Raw genomic sequence first — 22,702 nt, 5'->3', positions numbered from 1 at the left:
TTATAAAATCTAAAACTATTGTTTAATGTGTTGTTTTTGTTCTCTATGTAAAGCAATAAAAAAAGAAACCGCCCACACTAATTAACACTTAGGTGAGCGGTTTCAAACTAAATAACCAACCAAAATTTTTATATCTTCTAGCTTCTTTTGAGCTTTTTTGCTTTAAGAGCTTCTATTTCTTTTTTAATGTCCTCCGTTTTCTTTCTGAATTTTGGAGATGCTTTTCCAGGTTCTAGATATCTAAACTCTATATATCCTTTTCCTCTAAATTGATATGTTGTTCCAGAACTAACCTGATACAGCTCTATCATTTCATCATTTATAACGGTGAGTTCAAAAAATTCATTGTCTGGAAAATTATAATCTAATGTTAAAGTTTTTTGATACAAATCTCCGGCAATATCATCTACATCATAAATCCCGTCATAATCCCAAAATATATTATCAATAGTCGTGCCGTTTGTGTCTTCAGAGCTTCTGAAGTTTCCACTTTGACCTGCTGGAAGAAACTGCAAGAAGTTTTCATTATCAAAAGCATTAATAGTTCCTTCATCACTTGTATATATTTTTTCCCATGCTTGAAACTCTTGTAAGAAATAATGGATATTCTCATAGAATACAAGATCATAATCAAAAGTACTTCTCTGGTAACCTACCAATATATAACGAGCTCCAGATGTTGTATGACGTAATTCTATCTCATTACCAGATAATTGTCTTACATCAAAACTATATCCACCATCTAAATCGTGATGAGCATCGAGTTCAAAGTTATAAGTATCATAATATCCTACATCTATTCCAAAACCACCACCATTACTACCAATTCCAGAAAGGTTATTATTTGCAAAGATGTTTCCGTTTCTAAAAGAGATTGTAAATGCCTTTTGTAAAAATGGAATCACCGTATTACCCGATGAACGATTAATATCTACATACCATATTTCATAGTCATTAAGTACATCATTTAATGTAATAACGGGTGTATCTACCACGATATCGTCTTCAATAATTACTTCTGTATGACAAGAAGTAAATAAAATTGCAACTAGTGCAAATGCCGAAAGGAGTTTGATCGTCTTCATAATCTTTCTGTTTTTTGATTTGCTTATATAAAACCAAATGGCGTGCCAAAAATGTAAACAACTGTTTATCAGTTATTTGAATATACATGTTTATGCTTTCGCGAAAGCGTACTTAGACCAAACCCTACGCCGACAATGATAAAAAATGTCTTATTTTTACAAAACTGTATAATTATATGTAAATGAAAGGAAAACCTAAGTTTGGGGTTATAGGCGGCGGAAGTTGGGCAACAGCTATTGTAAAAATGCTTTGCGAAAACGTAGACCAAGTAGGTTGGTATATGCGAAGCGTATATGCTATAGAACATTTAAAAAGAGAACAACACAACCCTAGTTATTTAAGCGCTGTTGAGTTTGATCCTAATCAGCTATTGTTGAGTAACGACATTAATGAGATTGTAGCGCATGCAGATATTCTTGTATTTGCAGTTCCGTCTGCTTTTGTAGGAGGAGAGCTTAAAAATTTAAAGGTATCTCTTGATAAAAAAATTATATTTTCTGCTATTAAAGGGATTATGCCAGAAAGTGGCAAACTCGTAGGAGCTCATTTTCATGACGTTTATAATATTCCTTTTGATCGTATAGGCGTAATTTCTGGGCCTTGTCACGCAGAAGAAGTTGCTTTAGAACGATTGTCCTATCTAACCATAGCCTGTGCAAAAGAAGAAATAGCACAAACAGTTGCAGATCACCTTTCTTGTCATTATATAAAATGTAAGACAAGTGATGATATTATAGGAATAGAATATGCAGCGACATTAAAAAACATATATGCTATTGCAGCTGGAATAGCTCATGGATTGGGATATGGAGATAATTTTCAAAGTGTCTTAATGAGTAACGCAATACGTGAGATTAAAAGATATGTAAAACGTGCTCATAAAATGAAACGTGATATCAATGGGTCTGCTTATCTCGGTGACTTATTAGTAACTGGATATTCTGTTTTTAGTAGAAATAGAATGTTTGGTAATATGATTGGGAAGGGATATACTGTAAAGAGTGCACAGATGGAAATGTCTATGGTTGCTGAAGGATATTATGCTGCAAAAAGTGCTTTAGACCTCAATAACACTCGAGAGAAAAAGGCACGTATTCCCATTATAGAAGCTGTGCATAGTATTTTATATAAAGGAAAAGATCCTAATAAGGTCTTTAAGAAGCTTACAGATAAGCTGGATTAATCATTATTTAGCTAGCACTCCTTTCTTACTCATCACAGGAATAGAAGCTAGATTTGCTTCTTTAATACTGTTTGCAGGAAATTCCCAACGTTTTTCGTACATCTTATTATTAAGGAAGTAGGTAATTGAGTAAAAGTTATCTAGCTTAAATACACTTTCTTCTATAAACTCAATTTTAGCAAACCCCTTTGCAGGTAATAGTGCAATTTTATGACGCATATGTGTAGTCATCTGGGTGTCACTATATCCTTGTACAGTAATAAGAACAATCTCTAAAGGTTCTTTTCCATCATTTATGATGTAAGCATTCCAATCTTCTGTTTTGAATTTTTCATTAAATTCTTTGACAGCAGCGACATATACATCTTTTACTTCTGGAATCTCAATATCTTTACGCATATTCTAACTAATTGCGGTGGCTATGATTTATAAATATAGGGTGTTGTTGTATCACGCTTTCGCGAAAGCAAACTATTTATAAAGCGCTTTTAAATTGCTCTAAGAATCGGATATCATTCTCACTAAGCATACGAATGTCAGAAATTTGATGCAGTAATAAAGCAATACGATCGATTCCCATACCAAATGCAAAACCGCTATATTCCTTACTATCGATACCACAATTTTCTAGTACATTAGGGTCTACCATTCCGCACCCCATAATTTCAAGCCAACCCGTTCCTTTGGTCATTTTGTAATCGGTTTCTGTTTCTAGTCCCCAATATACATCTACCTCAGCGCTAGGTTCTGTAAATGGAAAGTAAGAAGGACGTAATCTTATCTTACTTTTTCCAAACATTTCTGTAGTGAAGTACTGTAGTGTTTGTTTTAAATCTGCAAACGAAACATCTTTATCAATATATAAACCTTCTACTTGATGGAAAAAACAATGAGAACGTCCACTTATAGCCTCATTACGATATACACGTCCTGGAGAAATTGTACGTATAGGCGGTTTATTATTTTCCATATAACGCACTTGTACTGATGAGGTATGTGTACGTAATAATACATCTGGATTTGTTTGAATAAAGAACGTATCCTGCATATCACGAGCTGGGTGATATTCTGGTAAGTTTAATGCTGTAAAGTTATGCCAATCATCCTCAATCTCTGGACCTTCAGATACATTAAATCCAATACGAGAAAAAATATCTATAATCTGATTTTTTACAATAGAAATAGGGTGACGAGCTCCTATAGAAATAGGCTCTCCCGGACGAGAAAGATCATTAATAGTACTAGCAGTATCATTCGTATCTTCAAGAGCTTCTTTAAGAGTATTTACCTTCTCTAATGCTACAGTCTTGAGTTTATTAACGACTTGTCCGTAATCTTTTTTAAGCTCATTAGGGACATTGCGAAACTCTGCCATAAAATCATTTACGACACCATTTCTTCCAGAATATTTGATTCTGAAAGCTTCTACATCTTCTAGAGTAGAGGCAGAAAAGGCTTCTACTTTTGCTATATGTTCTTTGATCTTGTCTAGCATAGCTATTAATTTACCCTTTTAAATTCGGGAGGTGCAAATTTAGTAAAAAACGAGTATTTGTAGTGTATATGTAGAGAATAATGATTTTTTCTATTTGGATAGATTTTTTACCATCAATACTATTTTAAAAGGCCAAGATATTATTGGTGTAGCAATATGTTCTTTTTAGTATAACTTATTACCTCTTAACGCTAGTCTTAGTAGGATGTTTCTAGAAACCACTAATCTGCCAACAATGAGATTTATAAGAAGGTTTGCGCACGTCTAACCCCATAAGAATAGATTATGAAATAAGCTCTTTCTCTATAAAGTATTGTACGATAGCTTCTTTCATTAAGATTTGTTGTTCTCCGGCTTTTAAAGGTGGTAGTGGTTCCAATATTTTGTAATGAGGCCATCCTTCAGGATCTTCATAGTCAAACTGATAATAACCAAAAGGTTCAAGTAATCTACATATTGCGATATGCATTAAATTTACTTTTTCGTCTTTTTTAAAAACTCTCCCTAATTGCCCTAATTCTTGAATCCCGATAAGATAGATAATACTATCAAGGTCAAGTGTATCTCCTTCTGCAAAACGCTCTGAAAGTCGTTTTACAACAACCTCCCATCGTTCTTTTAATTGTTCGTCTCTTGCCATAATTTATAAACTCAGGATAAGTACTATAAAATCTATTTTTATAAGATTCTTTGTTTTATTGCGTTTTCTATATCTATCGCAAAGCCTTATTACCTAATTTGAAGCTAAACAAAGATAATCTTCATAATGAATCCTACATGTATAAAGTGGCTTAAATTATTATCTTTATCTTATGAATACAATCGATATTGTTTTTGGGATTATTCTCATTTTAGGAGCTATACAAGGATTACGTAAAGGTCTTTTTGTAGAGCTAGCTTCACTAGTAGGTCTTATTGCAGGGATTTTTGGTGCCATTTATTTTTCTCATTTTGTAGGAGACTGGCTTGTAGATAAAACGTCTTGGAGTGAGCAAATAATTAATCTTTCTGCGTTTGCTATTACGTTTATTATTATTGTAGTAGTTGTATCTATGGCTGGAAAACTCCTGACAAAGATTGCAGATTTTGCAATGTTAGGAGTTATAAATAAGATTGCAGGAGCTGCGTTTGCCGTTCTTAAATATGCTTTTTTATTAAGTGTTGTTATTATGTTTTTAAATGCCGCAAATGAGCGTATAGGTTTTGTGAGTGAAGAAGCTATGGAAGAATCCTTACTTTTTAATCCAGTAAGATCTATTGCACCAGCTATTTTACCTTCTATTCTTGAAAAAGCAAAAGAAGAAAATATTTATAATCCAGATAAAGATGAAGAGGGATCTAAATAGACCCCTCTTGTGTTTTTGTCAGTGCGCTTTCGCGAAAGCGTATACAGCATTATACTACATCCTTCACAAATGTTTTTAAATATGTGATACACTCATCAAAAGTATCAAATACACATTGTTTAGGAATTAAATCGGGAATAATGTCTATACGTTCCATCATATATTGAGGTTGTTTTTGAACTCCTACAATATGAGTATGTATATTTTGTTGTTCTAGAGCTAGTACAATATCTTCTACAGCATATACTCCAGATTGATCCATATACGGTACGTTATCCATACGTAAAATTACATGACTAGCTGTACTAGGAATTTGCTGTGATAATTGTTGAAATTCACTTGTGTAGCCAAAGAATAAAGGACCGCTTAGATGCTTAATAAAAATTTCTTCTTTTAGGTTTTCAGGAAAAGAAATCTCATCGCTCCATAAAGGTTCATTTTCTTCAGAAGCTTTAAGATCAAGTACCTTAGATTGTGAAGCTGTAAAATCTCCCATTTTTTTCATGAAGATCAAGGAAGATAATACAAGACCTATACCTACTGCATTTATTAAATCCCAAAATACAGATAAACATAACACGATAAGCATAATGATGACTTCAGAACTTAGTTTAAGGCCTAAAATATTTAAATCCCTAGGTAAGTTAGGAATGGCTTTAAGACCTTTATAATCCATAACCCCAATTCCTACTGTAATTAAGATACCTGCTAGTACAGCTGCTGGTATTTTTGAAGCAACCGGCCCTAAAGCTAGTAAAATAACAAATAATAATATTCCAGCGATCATCCCTGAAAGACGTGTCTTTCCTCCTGCATTTATATTAACGACAGTACGAATCGTTGCTCCAGCTCCTGGGATTCCTCCAAAAACAGATGCAATAGAGTTTCCAATTCCTTGACCTATAAGTTCTTTATTAGGCTTGTGCTTGGTCTTCGTCATATTGTCTGCAACGACAGAAGTAAGTAAAGAATCTATTGCTCCTAAGAACGCTAGCGACAAAGCGGTCAATATATATGGAGAAATAGCACTAAAACTAAACCCTGTGAAGATCTCATAATTAAAATCTGGTAACCCTGGAGGAATTTCTTCTATAGGGAGGTAATCCAATTTTGCAAAATAAGCAACACCAGAGACCACTATAAGAGCGACCAATGCACTAGGGATGGCCTTTGTTATTCGTTTAAAACCATATATTATAAAAATAGTAGCTAATGCAAGTATAACTTCAAGCCAACGGATAGATTTAATAGCATAGGGCAAGACTTTTAAATTTCCAGTAACACCTTTTCCATAATCTTTGGCTAAGGCTACTGCTTCCAACTTGATAGCGTCTTTTCCTACGGCTTTGGCACGTTTGATAGTTTCTTCAAAATCCTCAAGTACCATAATGCCTTCACCTGCTTCTTCTTTTAGAATTTTATCAAGTAATACTTCTTCTGCCTGAGGTGTAAATTTCTCTATAAGAGCAGAATCTTCAGCTGCATTATAACCTATTAAAGGTTGGATTTGAGTAAATAAAATCATGACTCCAATGGCCGTCATAAATCCAGAAACTACGGGATATGGAATGTACTTTATATATTTTCCTATACCGAGAATTCCAAGTCCGATTTGAAAAAGTCCAGCAAGTAAAAATACAGTGAGAATGGCAGGCAATGCCTTATTTATATCTCCATCATTTGCTGCTACAATACCAGCTATAATCACCATACTTACAGCGGTCATCGGTGCTGTAGGTCCAGATATTTGAGTTGAGGTACCTCCAAAAAAAGCAGCAAAAAATGCAATAATAATAGCTCCATAAAGTCCTGCACTAGGTCCTAATCCGGAAGATACTCCAAAGGCTAGTGCTAATGGTAATGCTACAATTCCTGCCGTGATGCCTCCTAGGGCATCTCCTTTAAAATGTTTAAAAAAATTGTTCACGTATATTGTTTTTAAAATGTGATTTTTTAACTAAGTAAACAGAAAATAAGTGGCAAATACCTGTCCTTATCTTCAAGAAAAAAATTAAACTACATCTCCCTTTTCAGGTAAATTTACTTTTCCAGTACTCACGTTATAAACAGCTCCTATAATTTTAATATCGCCATTATCTTCCATCTCTTTTAAGATTGGAGAATCGTTACGTAAGTTTTTAATAGTGAGTTCTACATTTTTATCGACTACAGCTCTAAAGAAATCTTCATTAGTATATGTACGCTCATCTTCTTCATTAGTATGTACCGCGTGCACTGATGGTTTAATACCATCTAGTAATGATCTAATACTTCCTAGTTGTAAAGGATTTGTAGCATTTGCATCTTGTATAGCTGTTTTAACAGCACCGCAAGAAGTATGTCCTAATACAAGAACAAGCTTTGATCCTGCAACTTTACATCCATATTCTATACTTGCTGTAATATCTGGACTAACAACATTTCCTGCGACACGAGCACTGAAAATATCACCGATCCCTTGATCAAAAACGGTCTCTACAGGAACACGAGAATCAATACAACTTAATACGACTGCATATGGATATTGTCCTCCTTTTGTAATATCTCTTTGATCTGAATAATCACGTTGTACTTGTTTGTTCTTTACATACCTATTGTTTCCTTCTCTTAATCTTTCAATAGTAGACTGTGGAGTCATATTTTTTTGAGACTCTTCAGTTTGTGTTCCTTCAGGTGGTAATGGTGGTGTATTCATATTTTTTTTATTATACCAAGTTATTGGTTATGAGTTAAATAATACAATAGAATATGGTTAATTCCTTGTTGTATAGTTAGATCTGTATGTGTTGTTTTGTGAAAACAGATACAGTATCTTACTTTTAGAAAGCTATTGCTTTCAATTATTAATTGTTGATTGAGTGAGGTTTAAATGAATTGTAATAACTACAATTTTAAATCTAAGCAATATCCTCAGGAGGAGGAGATTTTACATCTATAACGTAGGTGCCATAAAAGTGCAAATAGTAGGCACTATTTAAAGCAGATGCATGAATGTTTGCAATTACGGGGTCAGAATGTGATTGAAAAAAACTATTCTTTAGATCAAGTTCCTTTATGTTTTCTTTCTTATTCTCTTCTTCTCCGAGTTCTAATGCAACCTCAATATCTGAGTGATTATCTAAGAGCACAAGAACTGAAGGCCCTAATATAGATAGGGATAATAAAAAAGAAAGTAATATGATAACAATACCTCGCATGAGGTAGCAAAAATACTGGTTTTAAGATATATTTTTGTTAAAGTAGCTTTAAAAATTATTAAGCAATTTTATATCTGTTTTTGGAATCCATCCAGTTTTTCCGTCTATGAGTTTGATACGATTCCAATCATTTACTTCTTCTAGTACTAAAATCTTTGTTCCTTCATGTAATGTAAACGCTAGGGTGCTAGAAAGATTAGGTTCGCTTTTTACTTCTGATTTTGGAGCAAATACAATAGCGGGATTATCTTGTTTCGCTTTCGCGAAAGCGGTATAAGCAAAACTTAAACTAGTAATGCCTAAAATAAGGACTATAGAAGATGTTATAAAGAAAAAACGTTTTTTCCCTGTATTAAAGGCAAAATAGTATCCTAAAAAACTAAGTACAAATAGAAATACAAATAATACTGTAGCTTTTGCCCATCCATCAGACGTGAGTAACCCAAGTATTTTTTGTGCCCAGACTTGAAGGGTGTTTTCTGGTAAGGATTCTATAGCATCAATTTTCATGTTTTCTGCAAAAGCAGCATTGTTTCGTATATCTGAATCTGCAGGAGCCAGTTGTAATGCTTTTTCATAATAATAAACCGTAGGTGCTACATTATTTAATTTGTAATGAGCATTTGCTAGATTATAATAGAGTGCGGCAGACTCCACTTTTTGATCTAGAATTCTCTTATAAGCGTCTATAGCTTCTTGAAATCTACCTTGAGCATAATGATCATTACCTGCTTTAAAAAGTAGCTCTGTTTGTTGTGCGTACGTTGTGCAACTTAAAAGAAAAGTTACGACAACAAGAAAGGTTTTTGAAATTTTTGCCATCTTATAACTGTTTATCTATCGTTGATATTACACGAACTGCTTTGTCATAATCCTGTTGCATAGCGACACTACTTGCAGGGGTGTAACGAGCAAACTCACAACTTTCAAGCAAGCTTATAAACTCAATAGTTGTAGACTCATCTACTTCACGTTCTTTAAGGAGTCTAGTGATACGATCTTTACTCATCTCACTAGTTTGTATATTAAGTTTTGCTTTTAAGTAGTTATGAAGTGCGCGTTCCATAGCAATGTAAAACTCTTTTTGACTTCCTAAATTCTTTTTTGCTTCGCTTAAAAATTTACGAGCAAGCTTATCTGCTTTTCTAATGCGATTGCCTTGCACATCATTAGAGTATGCTTGTCGTTTTTTGCGCACAATCATTGCGATTGGGATTAGTAAGAAAGGAATTCCCGTTAATGCCCAGAATAATCCAGATTTAAAGAATTGTTTTTTTGTAATAGATTGCAGATTTGCAGTAGATTTTATATAAGCAAACTGCTTATCTGCCGAAACTACTTGTTGTTTATTTGTGGTATTTGGCGTTGTTGTACTAGAAGCGTTTACATCTACAGGACCATTGAGTACTTCTACCACAATCTCACTAGAGGTTTTGCGCTCATAACGCTCTGTTTTAGGGTCGAAATAACTAAAAGAAATCGAAGGGATAGGATATTTTCCTTTAAAAGCAGGAACAACAGTATAGGTGTTCTTTTTTAACCCACTCATTCCGCCTAGATTTGTGCGTACTTTGTCTGCATTTTCAGGTTCATACACTTCAAGTTTACTAGGTAAATTAGGCTTGGGAAGATCAAAGAGTTTTAAATTTCCGTTTCCTTTTGCTTCTACACTTAATTGAAATGCTTCTGAAGCATCTAGTGTTTTTTTATCTGTAGTAACAGTAAAATCAAAATCACCAACGGCTCCTGTAAAATCATCAGGTTTTCCATCTATGGGTAATGGTTTTACTTGTATAGTTCTATTTTTTGCAGAGACGGTAATATTCGCATTTTGAGTTAAGAATCGCCCAAAAATATCACGCCTAGTTGTTGGAACAGCAACAGAAACACTAAGACTTAAAGGTTCTATATTAAGTTTTCCCGTCTTTTGAGGGTACAGAACAGTACGTCTTAAGATGACATAACGATATGGTTCTCCCTGATATTCTCCTTCATAAATTTTAAATTGTTTCTCATCGATATTTTGACTCCAGAAGTCGGCAAATTTTGGAGAATCTATCTCTCTCCAATTGCTTACACTGGTGTTTTGTGATACATATAATTTATAGACAACAGTAAATGCTTGATTGAGGTATGGATTTGTTTTAGAGATTTCGGCAACAAGATGTATGTTTTCTGAGGCAATATAAGCTGCATCGTTACCATCTTTGGGCTTATTTACAGCAGCGGTAACAGTAACCTCTATAGGAGGGGATTTATAGATTTCCCCATTAATGGTAATCTCTGCTTGATTAATAGTAAACTTTCCTCGTTTTGTAGGAATAAGTGTATAACTAAATGTTTTAGAATATGTCCCTTTCCCATTAATATAACTTCTACTTACAGATTGATTAGGTCCTGAGAAGACTTTAAATCCTTCAAAGCTAGGTCTCTTGAAGTTGTCACCGTCTTGATTTATTTCAAAATCAACACGTAATCGTTCATTAATACCAAGTTTTTTCTTATTTACTTTGGCAACAAAAGACACATCTTGTGCGGTTACTGTTGCTATAGAAAGTAACATGATAAAGAATATGTACAATTTTAATTTCATAGTGATATTAAGGATTTACTCACCTTTTAATGATTTTTATTTTTCTTGTTTATTTTTCCTCGAATTTCTTGTTTCCCATTACTTGTCACCTCTATTACATATTCATCAGAGGTTTTACTTTCATAACGTTCTGTTTTTGGATTGAAGTAATTAAATGTTATAGGAGCAATAGTATATTTTTCATTATGTGTAATAACCTTTAAGATATATACGTTTTTTTTCAAGCCATTAACTCCAGTTAGGTCTGAACGAATTTCATCTGCACTTTCTAGTTGAGATACCTTTAATTTATTAGATACATTAGGGTTTGGAAGATTAAAAAGAGGTAAGTTTCCATTTCCTTTTACAGTTACACTTATTTGGAATATTTCTGAGGTATGTAATGGGTTTTTATCTGTTTTTACAGTAAAATCAAATGTTCCTACAGCTCCAGTAAAGTTATTTGGCTTTCCTTCCAGTGGAAGAGGCTTGACATCTACAATTTTATTTTCTGAGGCAACGGTAATATCTATCTTTTCTGTTACAAAACGTCCAAAAGCATCACGTTCTTTTGTAGGAACCGTAGTAGAGATATTTAAAGTTAAAGGTTCTATAGTAAGTTCTCCTGTCTTTTGAGGATAGAGGACTGTACGCTTTAAAATGACATACCTGTAGGGTTTTCCTTTATATTTTCCTTCGTGTATTTTAAATGGCTTTTCAGCTATATCTTGACTCCAGAAATTAGTAAATTTTAGAGAGCCTATCTCTTTCCAGTTATTAATACTAATATCTGGAGATACATACATTTTATGCTCAAGAACAAACCCTTGATTGAGGTATGGGTTACTTTTAGAAATTTCTGCGATTACATGAATTTTTTCTGAAGCGATATCTATATGTTTTGATTTGTCTATAGATGCATTCATGCTTACCTCCGCATATTCTGCTTTGGTATTAAAAGGCCCATTTTGTGTAAATATCGTTCCCATAGAAGGCAGGAGGATAAATAATATGTATAATTTTAATTTCATAGTGATATTATTAATTTACCAATCTTTCTCAGTTTTTATTTTTGCACCTTTTTGCTTTTTGGCATTTATTTTTTCTTGTGTTTTTTGCTCTTCGTTACGCATTGCTTCTAATAGACTACGTACTTGTTGAGGAGATAATTGTCCAGGTTGAGGAGCTTGTTGTTTAGGCTGTTCTTTTTTCTCATCTCCTTTATCACTAGATTGTTCTTTATCTTTTTCTTCAGGTTTACCATTCTCATCTTCTTTCTGCTCTCCTTTATCTTCTTTTTCTTCTCCTTCATCATCAGTTTCCTTTTTTTCTCCATCATCACTTTCTTTCTGATCACCTTCTCCTTTATCGTCTTTTTTATTCTGGTCTTTGTCTTGATTTTGATCTTTGTCTTGATTTTCATTTTCGTCATCGCCGCCGCCACCGCCACCGCCATTTTTGTCTTTTTCTTTTTTGGCAAGCATTAGATTATAACGAGTTTCTTCATCGGTAGGATCATTACGCAAGGCATTCTTATAGGCTTCTACAGCGCCTTCCCAATTTTCTTGTTGATATAACGCGTTTCCTAAATTATGAAAAGCTTTGTGTTTTTCTTTTTTAGTTTCTGCTACCTCACCTGCTTTTGCAAGTGTAGCAGTGCTTTCTTCATACTTCTTGTTACGGTAGTAATTATTCCCTGCATTGTATTTTGCAGGAACGCTTTTAGGATCTAAAGAGATGGCTTCTCTGTATGAGGCTTCCGCTTTCGCGAAAGCGTTATCATCTTTTTCTTCTAGATATTCATTACCGCTAAGAACCAATTCTCTTGCCGTATTTTCATAAGGATTTATAGGTGCCTGCTTTTTGTCCTGAGCAAATACTGCTATAGGGCATAAAACGGCATATATGTAAAGAAGGTGCTTCATAACATTTCTTTAGTTTTCATTAAATAAGTTTAATTTTTTTAACCAGTTCGTTTTACGATCTAGTAAAAATATATCTATAAAGAGAAGAAACAATCCTGCTCCTAAAAACCATTGAAACTGATCTTTAAAATCGGCAAATTGCTTTGCTTCAAACTCTTTTTTATTCATTCCGTTAAGAATTTCTTTTACTTTTTCTGTAACCTCTGATGTGTTTTTTCCATAGATATACTCGCCATTTGCTTCTGCAGCAATATCTTTTAGGGTTTGTTCATCAAGTTTTGTAATAACGGTTTCTCCGTTTTGATCTTTTTTATAAGATTGTACAATTCCGTTACGTTTTAAAGGAATAGGGCCTCCATTTGAATCTCCTACACCAATTGTAAAAATACGAATCCCTTCTTCGTTGGCTTGTTCGGCAATATTAGAAAATTCTCCTACGTGATCTTCACCGTCAGAGATAATAAAAAGAACTCTATTGGTTTGCTCTTCATCATTATAATATGTTTTGGCTAGCTCTATGGCTTCACTAATAGCGGTTCCTTGACTAGAAAGCATATTGGTGTTCATCTGACTTAAAAATAGCTTTGCACTGCTATAATCTGTAGTAATAGGTAATTGAGGATAGGCACTACCGGCATATGCAATGATACCAATGCGATCACTTCCTAGATTGTTAATAATTTGAGTAACGAGTTGTTTGGATTTTTCCATCCTATTAGGAGCAATGTCTTCTGCTAGCATACTCTTTGATACATCTACTGCAAAAACAACATCGACTCCTTCTCGTTTTACGGTTTCTAGTTTTGTTCCCATTTTTGGATTTACAAGTGCAAGTACAAGGAAGAGAATAGCGAGACTCAATACAAAAATCTTAAGTATAGGTTTAAACAGCGATCGTTCTGGGCTTAGCTTTTTAAGTAAAGCACTGTCTGCAAAGCGTTTTTGTGCAGAGCGTTGCCAGAATAGCACGCCTAAAAATAATAAGATAATGACTGGGATTGCCAGTAATAACCAAAACCATATTTTTTCTTCTAATAGGTACATATTGTATATGCTTTCGTACTTCGACAGGCTCAGTATAAACTTCGACTATGTCGAAAGCGTAATTAGTATTTTTATTAAACGAAACTTCTAAACACTGTAAACTTGAGAAGTAATTCTACAAGCAATAATATACTTGCAAGTAGAATAAGAGGTCTATATTTTTCTTCGTAATTGGTGTATTTAAACTCTTCTACTTCTGTTTTTTCTAGTTTGTCTATCTCATCATATATTTCTTTCAGTTTTTTATTATTTGTAGCACGGAAATATTTACCTCCTGTGACTTCTGCAATTTCTTTTAATAGATCTTCGTCTATTTCTACAGGAACATTATCATACACAAAATTCCCATTGTTATTACGTGCAACAGGAGATAACGCGGTTCCATTTGTTCCTACTCCAATAGTATATGTTTTAATACCAAATTCTAAAGCGAGTTCGCTTGCTATTTTTGGATCAATAAATCCAGCATTATTTACTCCATCTGTCATTAAGATGATGACTTTACTTAATGCTTTACTATCCTTTAAACGATTTACTGAAGTAGAAAGCCCCATACCTATAGCTGTTCCTCCTTCTATAATATTGTTATAACGGATACTATTGAGCGAAGTTAATACAATACTCTTATCACTAGTGATGGGTGTTTTTGTATAACTTTCTCCAGCATATTCGACAAGTCCGATACGATCGCTAGGTCTTCCTTTAATAAAATCTGCGGCAACAAGTTTTAAGGCCTCTAGACGGTTAGGTCTTAAGTCTTTTGCTAGCATACTTGCAGAGACATCAATAGCAATAATAATGTCAATCCCTCTTGTGCTTTTTGTCTTTGTAGAGACGTCTGTCGTTTGAGGGCGAGCCATTGCTGTTATAAGTGCGGCTAAGGCTAACAATCTTAATAAGAATAAGAAAGGGCGTAATTTAGGTAAAATACTATGTGTTGCTTTAAACCCTTTTATACTAGAAAGTTTTACAGAAGGGGTTTGTTTTTTTCGTTTCCAGATATACCATGCAATTGCAACTGGTAGTGCAAGAAACAACCAGAAAAACTGTGGATTAGAAAATTCAATAGAATCAAACATTATTTTGTTGGGGCTTTTTGGAGTTCGACACTGTTTAGAATACGCTCTGCAATTTCTTTACTGTAAGAGTCATCAGAAGGCCAACTTATAAATAGTTCTTGCGTATATGAATCAGTAACAAATATTAAAAATGTGTATTCTACATCTATTGGTTTTGTATTACCTGCAAAATCTGTGGTTCCAGAGCCAAAAACTTTAATACCTTCGGCGTTATTAGGTGTTTGAAATTTTTCATTTTTAGAAAGGTTGAACTTATTCCCAGCTTCTTCAAAGTATTTTAATCTAGCATCTATTATAGGTTCATGCGTAGCTTTTGTTCCTTCGGGATATTGTGTTTGGAAAAGTGCAATAGTAATTGCAGGAGGCTCACTAAACCAAGCAAAAGATGTAGCTTGAACTTGTCCTTGAGCTTCCTGAGGTATAGGAACTTCCTTACGTTCAAGTACTTTTGGGGTACTGATGACAATACTAGGATATCCATACTCACTTGTAACCCAATTACCTTCAGCAAGTTCACGAGTAGCGTTTCCTAGGACAAAATCTTTTACTTCAGAAACACCTTTAATGGCAATTCCTGCAACAAGAGCAAGTAGTAAGATACCTGCAACTCCGGCAATTCCTGAAAGCCACAATTTTCTAGTACGCTTACGCTCTACCTCTTCTCGGTAGTCTTGATCTTTCATCAACTCTTCTACCGTAGGTGCTGGAAGTGCTTCTTTGGTTTCTTTTACAATTTGTTCTATAGCAAGACGATCTGCTTCGGCTTTTCCTGATGGTGGATTAATACGTGCAAATTTTACGAGATCAGCACGTTTAAAAATATCACTAAGTTGTTGTATCGTTTCTGAGTTGAAATCAATATGGCCACTATCTTTTTCTGCTATAAGACGTAGTATAAGCTCTTCGGTAGTGCTTTCTAAAGCTCGATCATATACTCTTTCTTCATAATAGCGACGTACGGTATCTGTAAGGGTTGAGTAGTATTCTTTATATTTTGCAGAAGCAATAAAATCACTCTGATCGAGTTGATGTAGCGTTGCGATTGCTTGCTCAAATGGAGGAATATATTTTTCGGCTTCAATTCGTTTTTTATGTCTTCTTAATAACCAAAATAAAAATCCTGCGATGGCTAGTAAAATAGGTAAAATCCATAGTAAGTATTTCCAAAATTTACTATAATCTGTAGGTAATTCTATAGCAGGTTTAATATCATATAGCCCTTGGTTTACTGTGTCTAAAACGACATTATTAACCTCTACTTGAAAGGAATCAGTTTTTATAGTACGATCTCCTATTAATATGCGTTGTCTTGGAATTTTATATGATCCGCTATCAAACTGGGTAAGCCCATATTTTTTGATGAGCGTCATTCTGGTTTGTGCAAATGAGGTGTCTATTTTGTAACTCTCAATCATTTCTAAGGGAGAGAATGTTTGTCCTTCTGGAAAAACGACACTTGCTAGTTGATCTGCCTCAACAGTAACCGTGTAGTTTATTTGCTCACCTATGAGTATGCTTGTAGTATCTATCTTTGCTTTTACGGCAGGTTCTATCTGCGCTTGCATTGATAAAAAAGAGAAAAGAACAAAGAATACCGACATGCTTAATGCATGTATGCTTTTTTTTGTTCTTGATATTTTAGTATGTGGATGTGTCATCTCTTTATTCTATTATCCTCGTCGTTTAAAATATCCTAATAATTTTTTTACATAACTATCGTCAGTACGTATGTCTATGATTCCAGAACCACTTCGGCGAAAGCTTTCTTCATAGTAAGCTACACGATCCTTATAGAAGGCTTCATAGTTTCTACGCACTTTTTTTGAAGATGTATTTACAAGAACCAATTCTCCTGTTTCTTCATCTTCCATTTGGACCATACCTAAACTAGGAATCGCTTCTTCGCGTTGGTCATATATACGTATCCCTGTAATATCATGTTTGTTTGCAGCGATCTTAAGCGTTTGCTCATAGTCATCTGCAATAAAATCCGAAAGAATAAACGTAATTGCTTTTTTCTTCATAACGCTACTTAAGAATTTAATAGCTTGAGCGATATCTGTTTTTTTAGATTTTGGTTTAAACTCTAAAAGCTCTCGTATAATACGAAGTACGTGAGACTTCCCTTTTTTAGGAGGGATAAATAGTTCTATCTCGTCTGTAAATAAGATAAGTCCTATTTTGTCATTATTTTGCATAGCACTAAAAGCAAGTGTGGCTGCTACTTCTGTAACAATTTCATTTTTAAATTGCTTATCGGTGCCAAAAAATTCAGATCCACTCACATCTGCAATAAGCATCATAGTGAGTTCTCGCTCTTCTTCAAAGACTTTTATAAAAGGCTCATTATAACGAGCAGTAACGTTCCAATCTATATTACGTACATCATCTCCAAATTGATATTGCCTCACTTCACTAAAAGTCATACCGCGACCTTTGAAGGTTGAGTGATACTCACCTCCAAATATGTGATCAGACAATCGTCGTGTCTTGATCTCGATCTTGCGTACTTTCTTAAGTAATTCCTTTGTGTCCATTTTTTCAGTGTTCAGTTTTTAATGATCAGTATTAGTTTATGACAATAGGTAACCTCAACAAAAGGATACCTATGTACTATTACTGTTTTACTTTCTACTGGCTATGGTACTTCAATTTGATTTACAATCTTATTAATAATATCTACCGATGATATATTCTCTGCCTCTGCTTCATAAGTGATACCTATACGATGACGCAATATATCATGTACAACTGCTCTTACATCTTCTGGGATAACATATCCTCGACGTTTTATAAATGCATAACACTTTGCCGCTATTGCAAGGTTAATACTTCCACGAGGAGAAGCTCCAAAGTTAATAAGCGGTTTAAGTTCTGCTAGTTTATAGTTTTCTGGGTATCGTGTTGCAAAGATGATATCAAGAATATATTTCTCAATTTTTTCATCCATATACACCTCTTTAACAGCACTTTGCGCACGTAAAATCTGCTCAACAGTTACAACAGGATTTATTTTTTCAAAACCTCCTTTAAGATTCTGACGTATAATCATTTGCTCATCTTCAATTTTTGGATAATCGATCACTGTTTTTAACATAAAACGATCGACTTGTGCTTCTGGCAAAGGATATGTTCCTTCTTGTTCGACAGGATTTTGAGTTGCCATTACAAGAAAGGGTTTGTCAAGAATAAAAGTTTCATCTCCTATAGTTACTTGTTTCTCTTGCATCGCTTCTAGTAAAGCAGATTGCACTTTTGCAGGAGCACGGTTAATCTCATCTGCTAGTACAAAATTTGCAAAAATGGGACCTTTCTTAATACTAAAGTCATTCACTTTCATATTATAGATCATCGTACCTACAACATCGGCAGGAAGTAAATCTGGAGTAAACTGTATACGACTAAACGATCCTTTTACAGCTTGAGCGAGTGTATTAATGGCAAGTGTTTTTGCTAGACCAGGAACACCTTCAAGTAAGATGTGACCTTGCCCTAAGAGCCCAATAAGCAATCGTTCTATCATGTGCTTTTGACCTACGATCACCTTGTTCATTTCCATGGTTAAGATGTCTATAAATGCACTTTCTTTTTCTATCTTTTCATTAATTGCACCGATATCTATCGTTGTCATATTTTCTTCCATAGTTCAAAATTAAATTTGTGGTATTTTAAAACATTGCAAAGTGGGGTTTTATTCCCAAACTTCTTGTTAACAATTGGTTAAAAATTCTATCAAATAAAGGGCTTCCGACGTATTTTTCTATCTTGGGAAGCAGTATTTTTAATGAGAACGCAAAATATAAAATGAAGACAAATTTTTCAAAAATAATTCAAGGGTGCATGACATGGGGCGCTTGGGGCAAACAACTAGATGATGTTCAAATGGTTGATTTGATGCATCACTGCATTACACAAGGGATTACTACGTTTGATCATGCAGATATTTACGGGGACTATAGTACTGAAAAGGATTTTGGGTCCGCTTTCGCGAAAGCAAATATAGACAGATCAACCATCCAATTGATCTCAAAATGCGGGATTCAATACACAGGAAAAGCAAGATCTGAAAACATAGTAAAGCATTATGAGTATACTGCAAAATATATTATTTGGAGCACAGAACGATCTCTAAAACTCTTAAAAACGGAATATTTAGACCTGTTATTATTACATCGCCCTAGCCCTTTAATGCAAACCGATGAAATACAAAAAGCGATAGAAGAATTAAAAACGCAAGGAAAAATTGTAGATTTTGGAGTGTCTAATTTTACACCAACACAGACCAACCTTATAGCAACAGCATCAAAAGTAGACGTAAATCAAATAGAATTTAGCCTTACACAACATACCGCTATGCATGATGGTCATTTAGATCATATGCAAACGCACGGTATTACTCCTATGAGCTGGAGTCCTTTGGGAAGTGTGTTTAGAGAAGATACACCACAAACACAGCGTATTAAGGTATTACTCGACTCTTTGACAAAAAAATATAATGCAACAGAAGACCAACTTTTATTAGCTTGGATTTTAAAACATCCAGCTGGAGTACATCCAGTGATAGGAACGACAAATTTAGAGCGTATTACAAATGCAGTAAAAGCACAAGATCTTGATCTTGAATTACAAGACTGGTTTGCAATGCTTATAGAAAGTCAAGGACATAAAGTACCATAATCTTTTTAAACCCTAATGCATAGTATTTTTAAAATATAGCTTTTGAAAACAAATTAAGATACTCGCCTTTATAGGCACATATTATGAAAACAGCATTAATAACAGGTGCCACAAGTGGTATAGGAAAAGCAACGGCAGAGCGCTTTGCAAAAGAAGGTATCCATTTAATTTTATGTGGAAGACGACAAGAACGCCTTGATGAGCTACAAAAAGAATTAAGCACCCAAGTCAAAGTACATACACTCAATTTTGATGTGCGTGATAAAGAAAAAATAGCTCAAGAAATAGAAGAACTTCCATCCGAATGGAAACAAATAGATATCCTAATTAATAATGCTGGAAATGCTCACGGCCTAGACCCTATTCAAACAGGAAACACAGATGATTGGGATGCGATGCTTGATATTAATGTAAAAGGATTACTCTATGTAAGTAAGGCTATTATTCCTCAAATGATAGATCGCAAGGAAGGACATATTATCAATATAGGATCTACAGCAGGGAAAGAAGTATACCCTAACGGAAATGTATACTGCGCTAGTAAACATGCCGTAGATGCCATTAATCAAGGAATGCGTATAGACCTTAATAAACATAATATTAGAGTAGGAGCTGTCAATCCAGGAATGGTTGCTACCGAGTTTAGTGAGGTGCGTTTTAAAGGAGATACAGATCGAGCAGATAAGGTATATCAAGGGTTTGATGTTTTAAAACCAGAAGATATAGCAGACATTATATACTTTGTAATTTCAAGACCTTATCATATTAATATTGCAGACCTTGTTGTGATGTCTACAGCACAAGCAAGTAATACCATTATTAATAAAAACAATCTTTAAGATCTAACGCCTTGATTAATAAACGCCTTCTTGTAAAAAATCTACTAGCTCATAATGATGAGAATAGCTTTTATGATAAGAAGCGTAAGATTGATATAAGCTCAAAAGAAGGAAAGGCCAAATTTTTAAAACATATTTGTGCACTTTCTAATTCAAACCCTAAGAATAATTCTTTTATAGTAATAGGAGTAGATGATGGGGATAATGCAATACCAGGAGTTCCATTTTTTGATGATAGTAAGTTGCAAAACTTAATTAACGCTTATTTGGATAACCCTCCTATTATATCGTATGAGAATATCCCATTTCCACATTTACCAGAAGATAGAGTGGTAGGTCTTGTAACTATTAGAGAACAAGATAAACTGACAGCGCTTAAGAAGAATATCTGGAAATATTGGGGAGGCACTGTTTTTTTTAGAGATGGTAGTATGTCTATGCCTAAAGTTTTTAAATCTGATGTAGAAGATGTAAATAGTGAGATTGTTACAGCCATAGAAAATCATGCTAAAAACAGTATAAAACTTACATTAGATGGGGTTATGGATTTTATAAACCATCGTCATAATGATATGGAAAGTCAGTATAAAGTGTTTAAAGAACAATTTGTATTGTGTTGGGCTGGTAAAAAGAAGGTGGTCAAAGGACAAGTTTATTACTCTAGAGTTGACATTGAACTTATTAATGAGCAAGTACGCCTATTTTATTCGGCGCTAGATGAGGTGTCTATAACATATAATGAGGATTCGTTTTCTATGTTAGAATATGTACATCTTGGTGTTCAGGAGCAATTTAAATATTATCCTTTGGAGGAAGTTGTTATACGCTTTCGCGAAAGCGGAACCTACACCATTGACACCAAACTTATTTTTGAACCACCACAGCTTGATAAGCGCACATTGTATCATATTTACAATAATAACAATGTGATTTTTTATAAGTTAAAACGAAAAATAGAACTCAATCAAGGGGAGTATAACGATTTATATGAATTGCCTAACACATATCTTATTTGTTACCTTAATGGGTTTGAGGGGGCTATTTATAAACTGGAAGAGGTAAAACCTTTTCTTAAAAAGTACAAAGGAGACATTTATAGTCGTTATAAAGAAACGATGCGCATTTTGCGAAAAGTAAGATATAATTAATATGAAGAGAACGCTAGTTATAGGAGATATTCATGGGGGGTTAATTGCTCTTAAACAAGTATTAGATCGTGCAACGGTAACAAGGGAAGATCACTTGATTTTTCTGGGTGATTATGTAGACGGTTGGAGTGACAGTGTTAATGTAGTCGATTTTCTTATAGAATTATCTCAACAACAGGAAGTCACATTAATTCGAGGAAATCATGATAATTTGGTTTATCAATGGCTTAAGGGAAAGGAGATGAGTCCTAAATGGATACAACATGGTGGACAGAGTACAAAACGTGCGTATGCTAAGCTTTCTGATGCAGAAAAAGAGGCGCATCTTCCTTTTTATGAACGGTTACAAGATTATTATATAGATGATCAAAACCGTATGTTTTGTCACGCGGGGTTTCAAAACCTTAATGGCCCAAGTCATGAGTGGAATAGCACTACTTTTTATTGGGATCGTACGTTGTGGGAAATGGTATGTGCTATGCGAGAAGATTTAACTCCAGAAGATTTGTTATATCCTAAGCGTTTGTGGCTTTTTAAAGAAATTTATATAGGGCATACTCCTGTCACTCGTTTAGGAGAAACGGAGCCAGTACAAAAAGCAAATGTTTGGAATATTGATACTGGAGCTGCTTTTCTAGGTACTATCTCGGTGCTAGATGTAGATACAAAAATGTTTTGGCAAAGTGATCCTGTATGGGAGCTATATCCAGAAGAAAAAGGGCGAAATAGAACATCTTATACAGCGTCTAATGCTTTTGTAAAGGGGTAAATGCCCCTTTGCTTCGAGAAAAAAGGGGCATTTACCCCTATAGAATAAGTCTTAAATAGGATGCTGTATTCATAAAATTATTAGACATTTGTAAGAGATTAACCATTCAAAAAAGTAATGCCTTATAGAATGTCTAAGTTGTAGACACCTAATTTATGTTGTTTATAAATAATGATTTGGATGTAGTAATTTTCTACATCAGATTTTTCTAGGGGAAAAGTAACTTAACGGGAATTATCATTCTATAGCTTACAAAACTATGCGCACTGCCATAGTTATTTGAATAAAAAAAACGTCTAATACTTGGGGGAGTAGAGGGCGTTTTTTTGTACTACGATATGT

The 22,702-nt window shown here is 34.2% G+C and carries 22 protein-coding genes; 6 read left to right on the top strand and 16 right to left on the bottom strand.

Annotation, left to right across the window (positions count from 1 at the left end):
• Positions 1–137: 137 nt before the first annotated feature.
• Positions 138–1,085, bottom strand: coding sequence for a nicotinic acid mononucleotide adenyltransferase (locus ABJD27_RS21225; protein ID WP_348164286.1), 948 nt, complete (start codon positions 1,083–1,085; stop codon positions 138–140).
• A gap of 182 nt (positions 1,086–1,267) precedes the next feature.
• Between ABJD27_RS21225 and ABJD27_RS21220 the strand changes: the two genes are divergently transcribed.
• On the top strand, positions 1,268–2,269 hold the full coding sequence (locus ABJD27_RS21220; RefSeq protein ID WP_348164283.1) for an NAD(P)H-dependent glycerol-3-phosphate dehydrogenase: 1,002 nt from the start codon (positions 1,268–1,270) through the stop codon (positions 2,267–2,269).
• A gap of 3 nt (positions 2,270–2,272) precedes the next feature.
• Here ABJD27_RS21220 and ABJD27_RS21215 read toward each other — a convergent pair whose 3' ends face one another.
• The 3 genes from ABJD27_RS21215 to ABJD27_RS21205 form a co-directional block, all read right to left on the bottom strand.
• Positions 2,273–2,668 (bottom strand): hypothetical protein, encoded by a 396-nt coding sequence (locus ABJD27_RS21215; RefSeq protein ID WP_348164280.1) that lies wholly within the window; start codon positions 2,666–2,668, stop codon positions 2,273–2,275.
• Positions 2,669–2,744: 76 nt separating this feature from the next.
• Entirely contained in the window at positions 2,745–3,764 is a 1,020-nt protein-coding gene (pheS, locus tag ABJD27_RS21210; protein WP_348164277.1) for a phenylalanine--tRNA ligase subunit alpha, read from the bottom strand.
• Between the two features lie 283 nt (positions 3,765–4,047).
• Positions 4,048–4,404, bottom strand: coding sequence for a hypothetical protein (locus ABJD27_RS21205; protein ID WP_348164274.1), 357 nt, complete (start codon positions 4,402–4,404; stop codon positions 4,048–4,050).
• A gap of 172 nt (positions 4,405–4,576) precedes the next feature.
• On the opposite strand from ABJD27_RS21205, the gene ABJD27_RS21200 reads away from it, so the two are divergent.
• A complete protein-coding gene (locus tag ABJD27_RS21200) occupies positions 4,577–5,110 on the top strand; it encodes a CvpA family protein (protein ID WP_348164271.1) in 534 nt (177 codons plus the stop codon).
• Positions 5,111–5,159: 49 nt separating this feature from the next.
• Here the strand turns inward: ABJD27_RS21200 and ABJD27_RS21195 are convergent, their stop codons facing one another.
• The 12 genes from ABJD27_RS21195 to ABJD27_RS21140 all read right to left on the bottom strand — a co-directional run bounded on the left by ABJD27_RS21195 (position 5,160) and on the right by ABJD27_RS21140 (position 18,570).
• Positions 5,160–7,037, bottom strand: coding sequence for a SulP family inorganic anion transporter (locus ABJD27_RS21195; protein WP_348164268.1), 1,878 nt, complete (start codon positions 7,035–7,037; stop codon positions 5,160–5,162).
• Positions 7,038–7,121: 84 nt separating this feature from the next.
• On the bottom strand, positions 7,122–7,805 hold the full coding sequence (locus ABJD27_RS21190) for a carbonic anhydrase family protein (RefSeq protein ID WP_348164265.1): 684 nt from the start codon (positions 7,803–7,805) through the stop codon (positions 7,122–7,124).
• Between the two features lie 202 nt (positions 7,806–8,007).
• Positions 8,008–8,307 (bottom strand): hypothetical protein, encoded by a 300-nt coding sequence (locus ABJD27_RS21185; protein WP_348164262.1) that lies wholly within the window; start codon positions 8,305–8,307, stop codon positions 8,008–8,010.
• A gap of 48 nt (positions 8,308–8,355) precedes the next feature.
• Entirely contained in the window at positions 8,356–9,129 is a 774-nt protein-coding gene (locus tag ABJD27_RS21180) for a tetratricopeptide repeat protein (protein WP_348164260.1), read from the bottom strand.
• 1 nt (position 9,130) lies between these two features.
• The gene (locus ABJD27_RS21175; RefSeq protein ID WP_348164257.1) at positions 9,131–10,900 is read right to left on the bottom strand and encodes a BatD family protein; all 1,770 of its coding nucleotides are present in this window, start codon (positions 10,898–10,900) and stop codon (positions 9,131–9,133) included.
• Positions 10,901–10,926: 26 nt separating this feature from the next.
• Complete coding sequence (locus ABJD27_RS21170) at positions 10,927–11,910, bottom strand: BatD family protein (RefSeq protein WP_348164254.1); 984 nt, start codon at positions 11,908–11,910, stop codon at positions 10,927–10,929.
• 15 nt (positions 11,911–11,925) lie between these two features.
• Positions 11,926–12,804: a tetratricopeptide repeat protein gene (locus ABJD27_RS21165; protein ID WP_348164251.1), complete on the bottom strand. Its 879-nt coding sequence runs from the start codon at positions 12,802–12,804 to the stop codon at positions 11,926–11,928.
• Between the two features lie 9 nt (positions 12,805–12,813).
• Positions 12,814–13,848 carry a VWA domain-containing protein gene (locus ABJD27_RS21160; protein WP_348164248.1) on the bottom strand — a complete coding sequence of 345 codons (1,035 nt, stop codon included), beginning with the start codon at positions 13,846–13,848 and terminating at the stop codon, positions 12,814–12,816.
• A 74-nt stretch (positions 13,849–13,922) separates the two neighbouring features.
• Positions 13,923–14,927 (bottom strand): VWA domain-containing protein, encoded by a 1,005-nt coding sequence (locus tag ABJD27_RS21155; RefSeq protein WP_348164246.1) that lies wholly within the window; start codon positions 14,925–14,927, stop codon positions 13,923–13,925.
• Positions 14,927–16,585: a hypothetical protein gene (locus tag ABJD27_RS21150; protein WP_348164243.1), complete on the bottom strand. Its 1,659-nt coding sequence runs from the start codon at positions 16,583–16,585 to the stop codon at positions 14,927–14,929. The genes ABJD27_RS21155 and ABJD27_RS21150 overlap by 1 nt, the downstream gene beginning before the upstream one ends.
• A gap of 12 nt (positions 16,586–16,597) precedes the next feature.
• On the bottom strand, positions 16,598–17,464 hold the full coding sequence (locus ABJD27_RS21145) for a DUF58 domain-containing protein (RefSeq protein ID WP_348164240.1): 867 nt from the start codon (positions 17,462–17,464) through the stop codon (positions 16,598–16,600).
• A gap of 101 nt (positions 17,465–17,565) precedes the next feature.
• The gene (locus ABJD27_RS21140) at positions 17,566–18,570 is read right to left on the bottom strand and encodes a MoxR family ATPase (RefSeq protein WP_348164237.1); all 1,005 of its coding nucleotides are present in this window, start codon (positions 18,568–18,570) and stop codon (positions 17,566–17,568) included.
• Between the two features lie 161 nt (positions 18,571–18,731).
• Between ABJD27_RS21140 and ABJD27_RS21135 the strand changes: the two genes are divergently transcribed.
• From ABJD27_RS21135 to ABJD27_RS21120, 4 genes are all read left to right on the top strand, one after another.
• Positions 18,732–19,604 (top strand): aldo/keto reductase, encoded by an 873-nt coding sequence (locus ABJD27_RS21135; RefSeq protein ID WP_348164234.1) that lies wholly within the window; start codon positions 18,732–18,734, stop codon positions 19,602–19,604.
• A gap of 83 nt (positions 19,605–19,687) precedes the next feature.
• On the top strand, positions 19,688–20,443 hold the full coding sequence (locus ABJD27_RS21130; RefSeq protein ID WP_348164231.1) for an SDR family NAD(P)-dependent oxidoreductase: 756 nt from the start codon (positions 19,688–19,690) through the stop codon (positions 20,441–20,443).
• Between the two features lie 11 nt (positions 20,444–20,454).
• The gene (locus ABJD27_RS21125) at positions 20,455–21,591 is read left to right on the top strand and encodes an ATP-binding protein (protein WP_348164228.1); all 1,137 of its coding nucleotides are present in this window, start codon (positions 20,455–20,457) and stop codon (positions 21,589–21,591) included.
• Between the two features lies 1 nt (position 21,592).
• Entirely contained in the window at positions 21,593–22,360 is a 768-nt protein-coding gene (locus ABJD27_RS21120) for a metallophosphoesterase family protein (RefSeq protein WP_348164225.1), read from the top strand.
• Positions 22,361–22,702 lie beyond the last annotated feature (342 nt).

It is taken from the genome of Dokdonia sp., from assembly GCF_039945015.1.
GTDB lineage: Bacteria > Bacteroidota > Bacteroidia > Flavobacteriales > Flavobacteriaceae > Dokdonia.
This window is presented reverse-complemented; position numbering and strand designations above follow the sequence as displayed.